At 35.8% G+C, this 13,513-nt stretch carries 15 protein-coding genes and 8 tRNA genes; 22 read left to right on the forward strand and 1 reads right to left on the reverse strand.

All coding sequences use genetic code 11. The annotated features are described in order from the left end of the window. Positions 1-21 precede the first annotated feature (21 nt). Complete coding sequence (locus tag EC501_RS13975) at positions 22-501, forward strand: PH domain-containing protein (RefSeq protein WP_122972922.1); 480 nt, start codon at positions 22-24, stop codon at positions 499-501. Further along, positions 494-1,966 (forward strand): PH domain-containing protein, encoded by a 1,473-nt coding sequence (locus EC501_RS13980; RefSeq protein WP_122972923.1) that lies wholly within the window; start codon positions 494-496, stop codon positions 1,964-1,966. The genes EC501_RS13975 and EC501_RS13980 overlap by 8 nt, the downstream gene beginning before the upstream one ends. 44 nt (positions 1,967-2,010) lie before the next feature. On the opposite strand, the gene EC501_RS13985 is transcribed toward EC501_RS13980, so the two are convergent. Further along, positions 2,011-2,619 carry a rhomboid family intramembrane serine protease gene (locus EC501_RS13985; RefSeq protein ID WP_122972924.1) on the reverse strand — a complete coding sequence of 203 codons (609 nt, stop codon included), beginning with the start codon at positions 2,617-2,619 and terminating at the stop codon, positions 2,011-2,013. Between the two features lie 61 nt (positions 2,620-2,680). On the opposite strand from EC501_RS13985, the gene acpS reads away from it, so the two are divergent. The 20 genes from acpS (at position 2,681) to EC501_RS14085 (ending at position 13,342) form a co-directional block, all read left to right on the forward strand. After that, on the forward strand, positions 2,681-3,034 hold the full coding sequence (gene acpS, locus EC501_RS13990) for a holo-ACP synthase (RefSeq protein WP_122972925.1): 354 nt from the start codon (positions 2,681-2,683) through the stop codon (positions 3,032-3,034). A 141-nt stretch (positions 3,035-3,175) separates the two neighbouring features. Further along, positions 3,176-4,153 (forward strand): LolA family protein, encoded by a 978-nt coding sequence (locus tag EC501_RS13995; RefSeq protein ID WP_406927628.1) that lies wholly within the window; start codon positions 3,176-3,178, stop codon positions 4,151-4,153. A 93-nt stretch (positions 4,154-4,246) separates the two neighbouring features. Then, positions 4,247-5,368, forward strand: a complete 1,122-nt coding sequence (gene alr, locus EC501_RS14000) for an alanine racemase (RefSeq protein WP_122972927.1) — start codon at positions 4,247-4,249, stop codon at positions 5,366-5,368. Positions 5,369-5,568: 200 nt separating this feature from the next. Continuing rightward, a complete protein-coding gene (locus EC501_RS14005) occupies positions 5,569-5,799 on the forward strand; it encodes a transcriptional regulator (RefSeq protein WP_241559360.1) in 231 nt (76 codons plus the stop codon). Positions 5,800-5,803: 4 nt separating this feature from the next. Then, positions 5,804-6,154 (forward strand): type II toxin-antitoxin system PemK/MazF family toxin, encoded by a 351-nt coding sequence (locus EC501_RS14010; protein WP_122972929.1) that lies wholly within the window; start codon positions 5,804-5,806, stop codon positions 6,152-6,154. Between the two features lie 289 nt (positions 6,155-6,443). Then, positions 6,444-6,833 (forward strand): ATP-binding protein, encoded by a 390-nt coding sequence (locus EC501_RS14015; protein WP_122972930.1) that lies wholly within the window; start codon positions 6,444-6,446, stop codon positions 6,831-6,833. A 12-nt stretch (positions 6,834-6,845) separates the two neighbouring features. After that, positions 6,846-7,841 carry a PP2C family protein-serine/threonine phosphatase gene (locus EC501_RS14020; protein WP_122972931.1) on the forward strand — a complete coding sequence of 332 codons (996 nt, stop codon included), beginning with the start codon at positions 6,846-6,848 and terminating at the stop codon, positions 7,839-7,841. Positions 7,842-7,910: 69 nt separating this feature from the next. Next, positions 7,911-8,246, forward strand: coding sequence for an STAS domain-containing protein (locus tag EC501_RS14025; protein ID WP_122972932.1), 336 nt, complete (start codon positions 7,911-7,913; stop codon positions 8,244-8,246). Then, on the forward strand, positions 8,233-8,724 hold the full coding sequence (gene rsbW / locus EC501_RS14030; protein ID WP_122972933.1) for an anti-sigma B factor RsbW: 492 nt from the start codon (positions 8,233-8,235) through the stop codon (positions 8,722-8,724). Before EC501_RS14025 ends, rsbW begins: the two co-directional genes overlap by 14 nt. After that, positions 8,684-9,463 (forward strand): RNA polymerase sigma factor SigB, encoded by a 780-nt coding sequence (sigB, locus tag EC501_RS14035; RefSeq protein ID WP_122972934.1) that lies wholly within the window; start codon positions 8,684-8,686, stop codon positions 9,461-9,463. Before rsbW ends, sigB begins: the two co-directional genes overlap by 41 nt. Positions 9,464-9,634: 171 nt before the next feature. Then, positions 9,635-11,809 (forward strand): Tex family protein, encoded by a 2,175-nt coding sequence (locus EC501_RS14040; RefSeq protein ID WP_122972935.1) that lies wholly within the window; start codon positions 9,635-9,637, stop codon positions 11,807-11,809. 100 nt (positions 11,810-11,909) lie between these two features. Beyond that, the gene (locus EC501_RS14045; protein WP_122972936.1) at positions 11,910-12,383 is read left to right on the forward strand and encodes a SprT family protein; all 474 of its coding nucleotides are present in this window, start codon (positions 11,910-11,912) and stop codon (positions 12,381-12,383) included. Between the two features lie 211 nt (positions 12,384-12,594). After that, a tRNA-Asn gene (locus EC501_RS14050) sits at positions 12,595-12,669 on the forward strand. Position 12,670: 1 nt separating this feature from the next. Then, positions 12,671-12,745, forward strand: a tRNA-Glu gene (locus tag EC501_RS14055). A 32-nt stretch (positions 12,746-12,777) separates the two neighbouring features. Beyond that, positions 12,778-12,853: transfer RNA gene (locus EC501_RS14060), tRNA-Asp, on the forward strand. A gap of 1 nt (position 12,854) precedes the next feature. Beyond that, a tRNA-Gln gene (locus tag EC501_RS14065) sits at positions 12,855-12,929 on the forward strand. A gap of 8 nt (positions 12,930-12,937) precedes the next feature. Next, positions 12,938-13,012, forward strand: a tRNA-Lys gene (locus EC501_RS14070). A gap of 55 nt (positions 13,013-13,067) precedes the next feature. Further along, a tRNA-Leu gene (locus EC501_RS14075) sits at positions 13,068-13,153 on the forward strand. 19 nt (positions 13,154-13,172) lie between these two features. Continuing rightward, a tRNA-Arg gene (locus tag EC501_RS14080) sits at positions 13,173-13,249 on the forward strand. 19 nt (positions 13,250-13,268) lie between these two features. After that, a tRNA-Gly gene (locus EC501_RS14085) sits at positions 13,269-13,342 on the forward strand. The last annotated feature ends 171 nt before the right edge of the window (positions 13,343-13,513 follow it).

The raw sequence follows: 13,513 nt of genomic DNA on the forward strand, positions 1-13,513 counted from the left end.
GAGATGAGGTGTGGATGCTTTATGAGAAATCAATTGATGTTTCAAATCCCAAAGAAAGGGTTAACCGTATGGCGTTTATATGGTCTTTTTAATACGCTCTTTATGGCAGTTCTAGCTGCTGTAGCAAGTTTTTTAACTTATAAATTTGAATGGTTACCGATTATTTATTACATAGCTGTAGCAGTTGTTATTATTGTCGCCATCACGTCGGTTTGGCTTTTCCCTAAAATCCGTTGGGATCATTGGCGCTATGAAGTTCGAGAACATGAAATTGAGATTCAAAGTGGATTATTCGTTGTCAAAAGAACTTTGATACCAATGGTACGGGTGCAACATGTCGATACGGTACAGGGGCCAATATTAAAGAAATATGATTTAGCGAATATTTCAATCTCAACGGCTGCTACAACCCATATCATTCCGATGCTTATTACAAAAGAAGCAGATGATCTCCGAGGGCGAATTTCTATTTTAGCAAGGGTGGCTGAAGATGATGTCTGAAAAACGTTATAAACTCCATCCGGTTGCTGCGATTATTAACTTTGTTAAAGGCTTGAAGGAATTAATTTTGCCATTTATCATTCTTATAGTTGCCAATGGGTTGAACTTTTCCTTCAATCCGCTTGAGGAAGGCTTTTGGTCAAATATATTCCCTTTAGCCATCCTTAGTTTGATTTCGATTGTTTATTTATTTTCTGGAGTAATTAAATGGTGGACCTTTGTTTATTGGTTTGAAGAAGATGAATTACGAGTGGAATACGGCCTTTTTATTAAGAAAAAACGATATATACCCTTTGATCGTATTCAAAGTTTTAACTATAAAGAAGGAATTTTTCATCGCATTTTCGGTCTTGTCCAAGTAATGGTTGAAACTGCCGGTAGTACAAACGGAAAACCGGAAGTCGTATTAACGGCTATTACAAAAGAGGCTGCCAATGATATTGAAGATATAACTCGTAAGGTTAAACAAGAAACTGAACATCTTGAAATAAATGAAAGTACCGTTTTAGAAGAGACGGCCGTACAAAATGCAAAAGTAATTCACAAAATGAACACTAAAGACTTAATTATTCTAGCGACAACTTCGAATAGTATTGGTGTGGTTCTTGCAGGGATAGTCGCTTTGTTATCCCAATTAGGAGATTTAATTCCTTATGAAAAATTGTTTGAGGAAGTTTCTTCCCTTATTAAATTTGGTTTTGTTATTATAGCATTATCCGTTATAGGTGCTCTTTTATTAACTTGGCTTGTATCCGTTCTAATTACATTCGTTAACTATTATGATTTTACGGTTGTAGAAGAAAATGATCGATTAATCATTACGAGAGGTTTGTTGGAGAAGAAAAAAGTAACGATTCCTTTAAATCGAATACAGGCGATTAAAATAGTTGAAAATCCATTAAGACAATGGTTTGGTTTTGCAGCGGTTGCCGTTGAAAGTGCAAGTGGAGGATTTGGAGATAAAGATCAAAAAGTTATATTGTTTCCTCTTATTTCGAAAAAGGACCTATTCCATCCACTTCAAAATTTATTCCCCCATTTGGAATGGGAACAGACATTAACCAAACCACCTAAAAAAGCAAAACCGTTCTTTTATCGAATTGATTTTTTATGGCTCGTGCCACTAGTGGCAATTTGTACCTACTTTTGGTACCCGTATGGATTGTTGTCTGTTTTAATCATCATCCCTGCCATTATGATTGGGTTATGGCAATATCGAACAACAGGATATGCAATGAATGGACAACAATTGACAATTGTCTATCGGATGTTGAGCCGTGTAACCTTTGTTGTTGAGAAAAAACGAATTCAAGCTTTGGAAAGTAAACAAAGTTATTTTCAAAAAAGACGCAGTATTGCTACGTTTCAAGCAACGGTCATGTCCGGAATGATGGGGGCTACGGCTCGGGCGAGAAATTTAGAATTGGAAGATGTGGAAGCAGTAATGGAATGGTTTGAAAAATAAAAGTTATAACAATAAAAAAGGCAATCAATTAGATTGCCTTTTTTCTATAAATTTTTTCTCCAACGAATAATATTCTTAGGGGAGAAATAGGATAGACCTAGTAAAAATCCGGTAATTAACCCGCCTAAATGACTTGCACTATTTACATTCGGTGATAAAAACGTAATAATCACACTTATAATAATGAGGGGCATAATGATTTGCTTTAATTGCGGCATTGTACGTCGAGTATAGTAAACTAGCGCAGCAAAAGCACCAAAAATACCAAAGATTGCACCGCTAGCTCCTACACTAGCATACATTCCTTCTTGGAAAACAAATGTAACAACGTTACCGAAAATACCAGCTAACAAATAAATTGTAATAAAGCGAGCTTTTCCAGCTATTTTCTCAAGTTCTGGGCCAAATAAAAATAACGAAAACATATTAAATAAAAGATGTATAAATCCGCCATGAATAAAGATGGAAGTTATTATTCGCCACCATTGTCCATCTTCAATTAAATAATTCACACTCATACCCGAATAAAAAATATAATCTCCGATAATCGGAAGTACGGTTAAAATATATACAATTAAATTTATCGCAATGAGAGTAGTTACAACAGGATAAAATTTAATAAATTGGCTAAAGTTTTCTCTACGAATAAACATATATTCACCTCTAACTTCATTATACATTGTATTTTATTAATAATAAAAGGAGAATATCCATATGATAAAAGGAATTGGACTAGACATAGCAGAAATCCCAAGAATAAAAAAGGCAATGGAACGTTCAGAGAAATTTCAAAAGCGGATATTATCTGAACGGGAATTGGAACTATTTCATCAATTATCAGACCAGAGAAAAGTTGAATTTTTAGCGGGGAGGTTTGCGGCCAAAGAGGCATATTCAAAAGCGAATGGTACTGGCATTGGAAAAGGATGTGAGTTTCGTCAAATTGAAGTGTTAAAAGATGAATTAGGGAAACCAACTTTATTTTTCGACGGAAAAAAAGTGAGTGGACATGTCAGTATTACCCATACAAAAGAGTATGCGGCAGCCCAAATTATCTTAATGCAATAGTTACATAACAGAATAATAATTTGGGATGTTGTCCAAAAGTGATAGCATAAAATTAGACAACCACTCATATATTTGACGTACGGAGCTGAAAGTAGAAGAAAGGATGGAGTTTTGCGACACAAATTAATCGCTTTTATTGTCATGTTGTTAAGTGTGCTAGTGCTTGCGGCTTGTGGTGGAAATTCACAGGAGGATGTTTTAAAGGATCTAAATGACAAATGGAATGATGTAAAAGGATATGAACTAGATGCCTCAATGGAAATTAAAACAGGTACTGAACCAAGAGTTTACGATGTAAATGTGTGGCATACAGAGCCGGATTTTTACCGAGTAAAAGTAACTCAACAAGGTGAAGATGTTACACAGATGATTATCCGAAATAAGGAAGGTGTCTTTGTTGTTACACCTTCTTTAAGAAAAACGTACAAGTTCCAAAGTGAATGGCCGAAACAAAATAGCCAAGCCTACCTTATCGGAGCATTAGCAGAAGATCTGTTAGCAGATGAAAAAGTGAAAATGGAAGAAGATGACAAAAATTACATCTTTACTGCAGCTACAAGAAATAACCATAAAAGCATTATGCCAACTCAAAAAATTGTAGTAGATAAGAAAACAATGCTTCCAACTTCCGTTTCAGTATTAAACGAAGCTCAAGAAGAACAAATGGTCATTACATTTAAAAATATTGATCTAGGTATGCAACATAAAGAAAGTGAATACGCAGTAGAAAAGTTTTCTGAGGATGAGGAAGAAACTGCTAGTGCAAGTGCAGAAGTAGAAAATACAGAATTCCAAACATATTATCCAACTTTAGACTGGGCGACATTGGCTGACGAGCAAAAGGTTGCTGAAGAAGGGGTAGAACGAGTTATTTTAACCTTTGATGGGGAAAAATCATTCACCCTTGTACAACAACCGATTGTCTATGAAGAGACGTCAACTCTACCTGTATATGCACCAGGTGATCCGGCAGATTTAGGATTTACGATTGGAGCAATTACAGATAACTCGATTAGTTGGGAACGCGATGGCATGTCATTCTTTATCGCATCGAATAACTTAACGAAAGATGAAATGATAGCAGTCGCAAGTTCTTTAACGCCAGGCGGTCTAAAATAAAAAATAGGTGGACAGGATAGTTGGAGAGAATATAATATATTAAAAATGACAAAAATTTGAAGTTTGAAAATCGTAGAAGAGGGTAAAATAAAAATGCAAAAAATACAGCACTTCCGTCCAACTAGAGCAATTATTAATTTAGAAGCAATTAAACATAACGTTCTACGTTTAAAAGAACATCTCAAAAAAGGTGTTCAAATTATGGCAGTTGTTAAGGCGAATGCTTACGGACATGGAGATGTAGAGGTGGCTGCTACAGCAATTGAAGCAGGGGCAACCATGCTAGCTGTAGCGACACCTGAGGAAGCACTTCATATCCGCAAGCATTTCCCTAATATTGATATTTTGATTTTAGGTTATGCCCCTGTTTCTTTTGCTCCTTTTGCTGCAAAGGAAAACATCACTTTAACCGTATTTTCTTCTGATTGGGTAGATCAAGTGAAGGCATTAACCCTATCTAATCCATTAAAATTACATATTAAAATCGACACAGGCATGGGTAGAATAGGTGTCACAACAATAGAAGACTTGATGAACTTATATAAGGCAATTTCCTCTTCTGATAATTTACTTGTTGATGGTGTATTCACCCACTTTGCTACGGCAGATGAAGAGGATGAAACCTACTTCAATCACCAAGTAAGTAAGTTTGAACAGTTTATTAGCTCTTTACCTGTAAAACCGCGAATTGTACATGCTGCTAACACTGCAACAATGTTAATAAAAGATCAACAACTTCAATACGATGCAGTACGATTTGGAATTTCAATGTACGGGCTTGCACCTTCTGCCTATGTAAAAACGAAATTACCGTTCCCGTTACAAACGGCTTTCTCATTAGAAACAGAATTAGTTGAAGTAAAGTTAATTCAACCGGGTCAATCGATTGGATATGGAGCAACATTTACGGCTACTGAACCTTCTTATATTGGGACAATCCCAATTGGTTATGCTGATGGCTTAATTCGGAAATATAGTGGTCAACATGTATTGGTAAATGGAACACGTGCACCAATAATAGGTCGAATTTGTATGGATCAATGTATGATATTATTACCAGCTGCATATAATATAGGTGAAAAAGTAACTTTAATTGGAAAACAACAAAACGAAGAAATAACAATTGATGAATGGGCAGAAAAAGTTGAGACAATAAACTACGAGGTTCCTTGTATCATTACCTCGAGAGTGCCCAGAATCTACAACAAAAAATAGTAAATTGCGACAAAATCTTCATCAAAAACCGTTAAAACTACATGGATTGCCACATTTTTTTTATATCTATCTTTTCAACTCCCTTATTCGGTGATAGAATGAGAAAAGAATTTGGAAATGGTACGGTTTTTGTGGAGGTGCTTGTTTTGTACGCGAAAAAAGTAGAAGAATTAAAGGAAGTTTTAGAATTTCCTCAAGAAATGTTAATGGAATTTAATCAAACTCTTGAGCAAAAATCTCGAGATAATGAAAGTTTTGTTTATATATCATCTCGTAGATTGTCGACGCACAAGCAACCAAATCAAATACGGGAAGCTTTAATGAAAGGCTATGTGGAAATGTCGCAAATTAATTTGTCTATTTGTAGCGAATGTCTACATGTAGAGTATGAAGCGGAACATATGGTAGAGCGTCTCGTAAGCGGGGGATGACATTTTGATTGTAAAACGAGGGGACGTGTTTTTTGCAGATCTTTCTCCAGTAATAGGATCTGAACAAGGCGGTACTAGGCCAGTATTAATCCTTCAGAACGACATTGGAAATAGATTTAGTCCAACTGTAATCATCGCTGCTATTACTGCGCAAATTCAAAAAGCAAAATTGCCGACACATGTCGAAATTGATGCAAAAAAGTATGGTTTTGAGCGTAATTCGGTAATTTTGCTTGAACAATTGCGTACTATAGATAAGTCTAGGCTAACGGATCGGATTACACAGCTAGATGAAGAACTTATGGATAAAGTGGATGTTGCATTGGAAATAAGTCTAGGATTAATGAAATTTTAATACATAAAAAGGAAATGACCTAAAAGTAATTGTTACTTTTAGGTCATTTTTTTTAGAAATTCAATATTTTCCCGGACTTTTAGAAAAAGGGGGACAATGTTAAATAATGCAGAAAATTGTTCGACTATGAAATTTAACCCGGATTAATTTTTAGCAATTAAGACTTTCCTACCTTGAATTATCGGAATTTTAAGCTAATTATAGATTTAAATTTGAAGTTGAGTAACTCGATAATATATATTAGGTTTATAACAAAAATTACTAAAATCTACTAAGATGGGGTGCAGTAATGACAGAAAAGGTAACGGTGGAAATAGTAACAGAGGTAGATATTGTAACTGCACGTAAATTAGGTCGTAAAGAAGCGAAAATAATTGGTTTTAATAAAGTAGATCAAGCGAGAATAACTACCGCAATAGGTGAGTTAGCTAAAAATATATTTCAATACGCCCCTGTAGGGAAAATTATTATAGAAAGAATAGTTAAGGATGATAAGAAAGGGGTTTCAATTACTTCAATAGATCATGGGCCTGGAATATTAGATGTACAAAAGATTCTAGAAGATGGTGATTCTTACGGTGGAGGCTTGTCTTCTGTTAAAAGGTTAGTAGACACCATGCATATTTTATCTGAAGTAGGGAAGGGGACAACTATTAAAGTTGAAAAATGGCTAAGATAGGATGTGGATTGATTGGAACAGCTAAAGAGAGATTACAAAATAATATTATCAAATTATATTCACAATCAAAATGAAAGCAATTTATATACTGGTCAAAATTTTATTAAACGACTTATTCAAAAAAATGTAAGTCCAGAAGAGGTTATTAGTATACATAAGCAGGCGTTGGAAGAAATCATTGAAGATCTCCCGGAGTCGACTATCCATGCCTATGACTTTTTAATAGAAGTAATGGTCCACTTCGGTTTGAAACTAAAGGAACATCAAAGTTTATTAATGAAACAAGAAGAATTACGGATCGAAATGGAAGTCGCAGCGAGAATCCAAAATACGTTGTTGGAAACGACGATTCCAAATCCAGAAAACTTAGATATAGGAATGGTTTCTGTCCCCCTTCGCAAAATGAATGGGGATTATGTGCATTTTATGCATGACCATAAAAGATACTTAAGTATCGCTGTTACGGATGTAGTAGGAAAAGGAGTTCCTGCGGCCCTTTGTATGTCGATGGTCAAATATGGTTTGGATACATTGGAATATGCAAATAGTAATCCATCCTATGTTCTTGAAGCGTTAAACCAATTAATTGAAAAAAGTGTAGATGACAGTATGTTTGTATCGATGTGTTATAGCCGATACGACTTAGAAACGGATATTTTTACATGGAGTTCAGCAGGGCATGAACCGCCTCTTTATTATGATTCAAGAGAGAAAGTGTATTACGATTTAGAATCTAAGGAGCTGCTATTAGGAATTTTACCTGAAGTAAAATATTCTCAGCATGATATTAAATTAAATGAAAATGATTTTATCATTCTAATGACTGATGGAGTAACGGATTTTCGAAAGCAAGAAAATTTTGATCCCAGACAATATATAAAGGAACTAGCTTTATCCTGCAGACATTTAAATGCCCAGGAGATGTGTGAAAACATTTATAAAAAGCTACAAGTTTTACATAATTACGAACTAGAAGATGATTTTACGATTGTCATTATTAAAAAATGAATTAAAAAAATAAGTTTAAAAGCTTTTTAATAGGGAAAAGAAAAATAAGGGAAACTGGAGGTGTCCTCAATGGATGTGAATATACAATTTCGGAAAGAAGGGAATCTACTTATAGGTTTTATTGAAGGAGAAATCGATACTTTCACTGCACCAACTCTTAGAGAAGAACTAGAAAAAATTCACCTTTCTACCGAAATATCAGTTGAATTAGATTTATCAAAGGTAAGTTATATAGATAGTACAGGGCTTGGTGTATTTGTCGCATTTTACAAACGAGCAACAAAGGAAAATGCAAACTTAAAACTAGTAAACTTATCGTCACGACTAACAAGATTATTCGAAATTACAGGGCTTAGTGAATTGATGGATATTGAAGAAGGTGGGATAAGCCATGCGAGCATTTGACTACATTGAAATCAGAGTTCCTGCAAAGCCACAATACGTTGGTGTGATTCGGTTAACGGTATCTGGTTTAGCTTCTCGTGTAGGCTTTTCCTATGACCAAATAGAAGACTTGAAAATAGCTGTTAGCGAAGCTGTTACAAATGTAGTTCAACATGCTTATGACTCTTATGACGATGGCGAAATTGTTATAGGTAATGCATTATATGATCATAAAATAGAAGTGATGGTATCTGATTACGGAAACAGTTTTAATTTTGAAGAAATTAAATCCCAAATAGGACCTTACCAAGAAGATGAAAATGTCGAATTATTACGTGAAGGTGGACTAGGCCTTTATTTAATGGAAACTTTAATGGATGAGGTGAGAGTAAATAATAACGAAGGTGGAGTCACTGTTTTCATGACAAAATATGTCACGAGAGAGCAGGTGAAAGATGATGACGAAACAATCACCACATTATCAAACATCCAACGATAAAATTTTAAGGTGGATTGAGCAATATCAGCTTTCAAAAGATAACGCTTCTTTAAATAATTTAGTGATTCATTATAAAAACTTTGTAGAATCTATAGCAAAAAAATATGCTTATGGTAAACCGAATTATGAAGATATTGTTCAAGTAGGTATGCTTGGCCTATTGGGAGCAATACAACGTTTCGATAGATCCTTTGGTAGAAGTTTTGAGGCATTTGCTGTTCCAACTATTGTTGGTGAGATTAAACGCTATTTACGGGACAAAACTTGGGATGTCCATGTTCCTCGGCGTATTAAGGAATTAGGGCCAAAAATAAAAGTAGCAGTAGAGCATTTAACATCAAAATTGCAAAAGTCTCCCTCTATTGAAGAAATTGCTACATATCTAGAGGTCGAAGAAGAAGACATCTTAGAAGCGATGGAGATGAGTAGTAGTTACCAAGCACTTTCTATGGATTATTCAATAGAGGCGGATTCTGATGGGAGCGCAGTGACCCTACAAGATATAATTGGTAAAGAGGACGAAGGTTTTGAAAGAGCAAATCAACGAATTGTAGTTGGAGAAGCTATGGAAGTTTTGGATAATCGAGAAAAGGAAATATTAAAGTTAACTTATTTTGAAGAACTGAGTCAAAAAGAAACCGGTGAGATGTTAGGGATTTCCCAAATGCATGTTTCACGAATACAGCGGAAGGCGATTAAAAAATTACAGGAAGCTATTACAGTTGGAAATGGTAGTTAGTATTTTTAAAATCGGTAAAATTAGTAGAAAAATAAGGCAAGTCTACTCTTTCAAATAGTTTGTTAAAGAGTAGACTTTTTTATTTAAAATGGAATGTAATGATGAACAATAGAAGTAAGTAGTAAGTAAATGTTAATATTATCTTATGTAAACTAGAAAGGCTGTGAAATGATGGAAGAAAAGAAAATGTTACAAATAATCGCAACTGAAACAAATGTGAAGCCCCACCAAGCAGAAGCAGTTATAAAATTATTAGAAGATGGTAATACCGTGCCATTTATTGCCCGCTATCGTAAAGAGGCGACGGGTTCACTAGATGAAGTTCAAATTAAATCGATTGAAGATCGATATCATTACATACAACAATTAGAACAAAGAAAAGAAGAAGTAATCCGTTTAATCGATGAACAAGGAAAATTAACTGAAGAACTACAAGCGTCGATTCAGGTAGCGACCGTTCTACAACGGGTGGAAGATTTATATAGACCATATAAACAAAAACGTCGTACGAAAGCAACGATTGCTAAAGAAAAAGGATTGGAACCTTTAGCAGATGAACTGATGAAATTTTCAAAAGAAAACGTTGAAATTTTAGCCTTATCATTTCTTAATGAGGAAAAAGGTGTTACTTCAGCAGAAGAGGCCATTATAGGAGCGAAAGATATTTTAGCTGAACGTTTTGCTGATGATGCAGCTATACGGGATCAATTACGAAAACTTTCTTGGAGAGAGGGACGAATCGTTACTTCTGTTAAAGATGCGGACAAAGATGAAAAGAAAGTATTTGAAATGTATTATGAGTATGAGGAACCAGTAAAACATATTGTGCCCCATAGAACATTAGCGATTAATCGCGGGGAAAAAGCAGACATTTTAAAAGTAACGATTCAAGTTCCATTGGATCGAGTTATTCAATTAATGGAAAAGGAATGGTTGCCTGTAAATTCCTCATCCCCATCTATTCCTCATGTAAAAGAGGCCATTGAAGATGGATATAAACGATTAATTCAGCCATCTATTGAACGGGAATTACGAAATGATTTAACAGAAAAGGCAGAAGCGCAAGCGATTCATATTTTTTCTGAAAACCTGAAAAGTCTTTTATTACAACCACCGATGCGCGGTAAAATGGTTTTAGGTGTAGACCCGGCTTATCGAACTGGTTGTAAATTAGCGGTAGTTGATGAAACAGGAAAAATGTTGGAAGTAACTGCCATTTATCCACACCCACCTAAGCCGGATGTAGAAAAGTCTAAATCAGTAGTTAAGGATATTTTAGAAAAGTATCCAATTTCTATCATTGCCATTGGAAATGGGACAGCTTCTCGGGAAACAGAGCAATTCATAGCCGATGTATTAAAGGAAGTTGAAAGGGAAGTTGCATACGTTATTGTTAACGAGGCAGGGGCGTCCGTCTATTCTGCATCAGAAGTTGCGAGAAATGAGTTTCCGGACTTACAAGTTGAACAAAGAAGTGCCGTTTCCATTGCACGCAGATTGCAAGATCCTTTATCCGAACTTGTAAAAATCGAACCAAAAGCTGTTGGGGTTGGGCAATATCAACATGATGTTTCTCAAAAGAAACTTGCAGAATCTTTAACGTTTATTGTAGAAACGGCAGTTAACCAAGTAGGGGTCGATGTAAATACGGCATCTGCTTCTCTTTTACAATATGTATCTGGTTTATCAAAGACCGTTGCAGAAAATATTGTCAATGTAAGAAGTGAAAGTGGCAAATTCACATCACGTACCCAATTAAAGAAAATTCCTCGTTTAGGTGCAAAAACTTATGAACAAGCTATCGGTTTCTTACGTATTCCAGAAGCAAAAAACCCTCTTGATGCAACTGGTATTCACCCGGAAAGTTATAAGTTAGCGGAGGATATTTTAGCAATTGTAGGGTTAGCGAAAAAGGATGTCGGTACTAAACAGTGTGAGGAAGCTCTTGGTAATATTGATTTAACAACATTAAGTAGTGAGCTTTGTGTTGGGGAAGTAACGGTAAAAGATATTGTAGATACTTTAATGAAACCTACTCGAGATCCACGGGATGCCTTCCCACAACCGTTACTGAAAACGGACGTACTAAAAATGGAAGATTTAAAAGTAGGAATGGAACTACAAGGGACTGTACGAAATGTAGTTGATTTTGGAGCATTTGTTGATATCGGTGTAAAACAAGATGGTTTAGTTCATATTTCAAAACTTCAAAAGCGTCGTATAAAGCATCCTTTAGAAGTTATTTCATTAGGAGATATCGTCACGGTTTGGGTTGATAAAGTCGAAGTTGAAAAGGGTCGTATATCTTTAACGATGATTCCACCTGAAAACCAAATAAACCAATAATACAATAACTCTGATTAATAGTTTGTTTATTAATCAGAGTTTTTTCATATTTTGCAGCGATTTGAATGGATATGGTACATTTGTACACGGGGGGATAACGATGACGGATCAGCAACTACAATTATTAGTAGAAAAATTATCAATGGAATATTTTAATCAACCTTTTTTACATAAAGCATATTTCAATAGTAGGCTGCGTACAACTGGTGGTCGTTACTTATTAAGAAGTCATAATATAGAATTTAATAAAAAATCGTACGAAAAATTTGGGATGGAAGAGTTAAGGGGAATTATTCTTCATGAACTATGTCATTATCATCTTCATATAAGAGGAATGGGTTATAAACACCGCGACACAGATTTTAGAACATTGTTAAAAAAGGTAGGGGCACCCCGTTTTTGTTCTACTATAGAAGAAAATAAGAAGGGACGTAGTACAAAGCTTTATATTTATGAATGTGTTCAATGTAAACAACGGTATGAAAGAAAAAGAAGAATGGATGTAAACAAATATCGGTGTGGAAAATGTCGAGGTCACTTAATGACGGTTGAAAAGTCTAATACCCACAATTGAATTTGAAAAAAGTTAAATAAATGATTGTATGTTTTTTTATAAAAGTGTACATTCTATAATAGCTGTTGTTTAATTGATAGCTTACAACCCCTTGAGAAATAAGGATTTAAAGACTTTTAAATAAAAAAATAAAAAAAGTTTATTTAAAGTGTTGACTTTCTTTATAACTCTCTCTATAATAATAAAAGTCGACAAGATGAGTCGCAAATATTCCGAAGTAGCTCAGTGGTAGAGCAATCGGCTGTTAACCGATCGGTCGTAGGTTCGAGTCCTACCTTCGGAGCCATGGCCCGTTGGTCAAGTGGTTAAGACACCGCCCTTTCACGGCGGTAACACGGGTTCGAATCCCGTACGGGTCACCACTTATATAAAAGAAGAAACGAAAAATGATGTTGGTCCCGTGGTGTAGCGGTTAACATGCCTGCCTGTCACGCAGGAGATCGCCGGTTCGATTCCGGTCGGGACCGCCATTGGGGTATAGCCAAGCGGTAAGGCAACGGATTTTGATTCCGTCATGCCCAGGTTCGAATCCTGGTACCCCAGCCATTTTTAAAGAGCCATTAGCTCAGTGGTAGAGCATCTGACTTTTAATCAGAGGGTCGAAGGTTCAAGTCCTTCATGGCTCACCAGTTTTATTTGACAAATGTATTTATTGGTGTATAATTAATAGTGTCTTCATTGAACGCGGTCGTGGCGGAATGGCAGACGCGCTAGGTTGAGGGCCTAGTGGGGGCAACCCCGTGGAGGTTCAAGTCCTCTCGGCCGCACCAAGTTGCAATACATTCATACGCGCCCGTAGCTCAATTGGATAGAGCGTCTGACTACGGATCAGAAGGTTGTGGGTTCGACTCCTGCCGGGCGCGCCATAATTTGTATATATCATATGCGGGTGTAGTTTAATGGTAAAACCTCAGCCTTCCAAGCTGATGTCGTGAGTTCGATTCTCATCACCCGCTCCATATTTGAACCTTGAAAACTGAACAACAAAACGTTAATGAAATACAGTTTTAACTTAACAGTTGAAACAAAATTTTGGACATCATTATGATGCCAGTGTAAATTTAGAGCTTTATCAAATTTTCTTTTATGGAGAGTTTGATCCTGGCTCAGGACGAACGCTGGCGGCGTGC

This window comes from Lysinibacillus halotolerans (assembly GCF_003711845.1).
Lineage (GTDB): Bacteria > Bacillota > Bacilli > Bacillales_A > Planococcaceae > Ureibacillus > Ureibacillus halotolerans.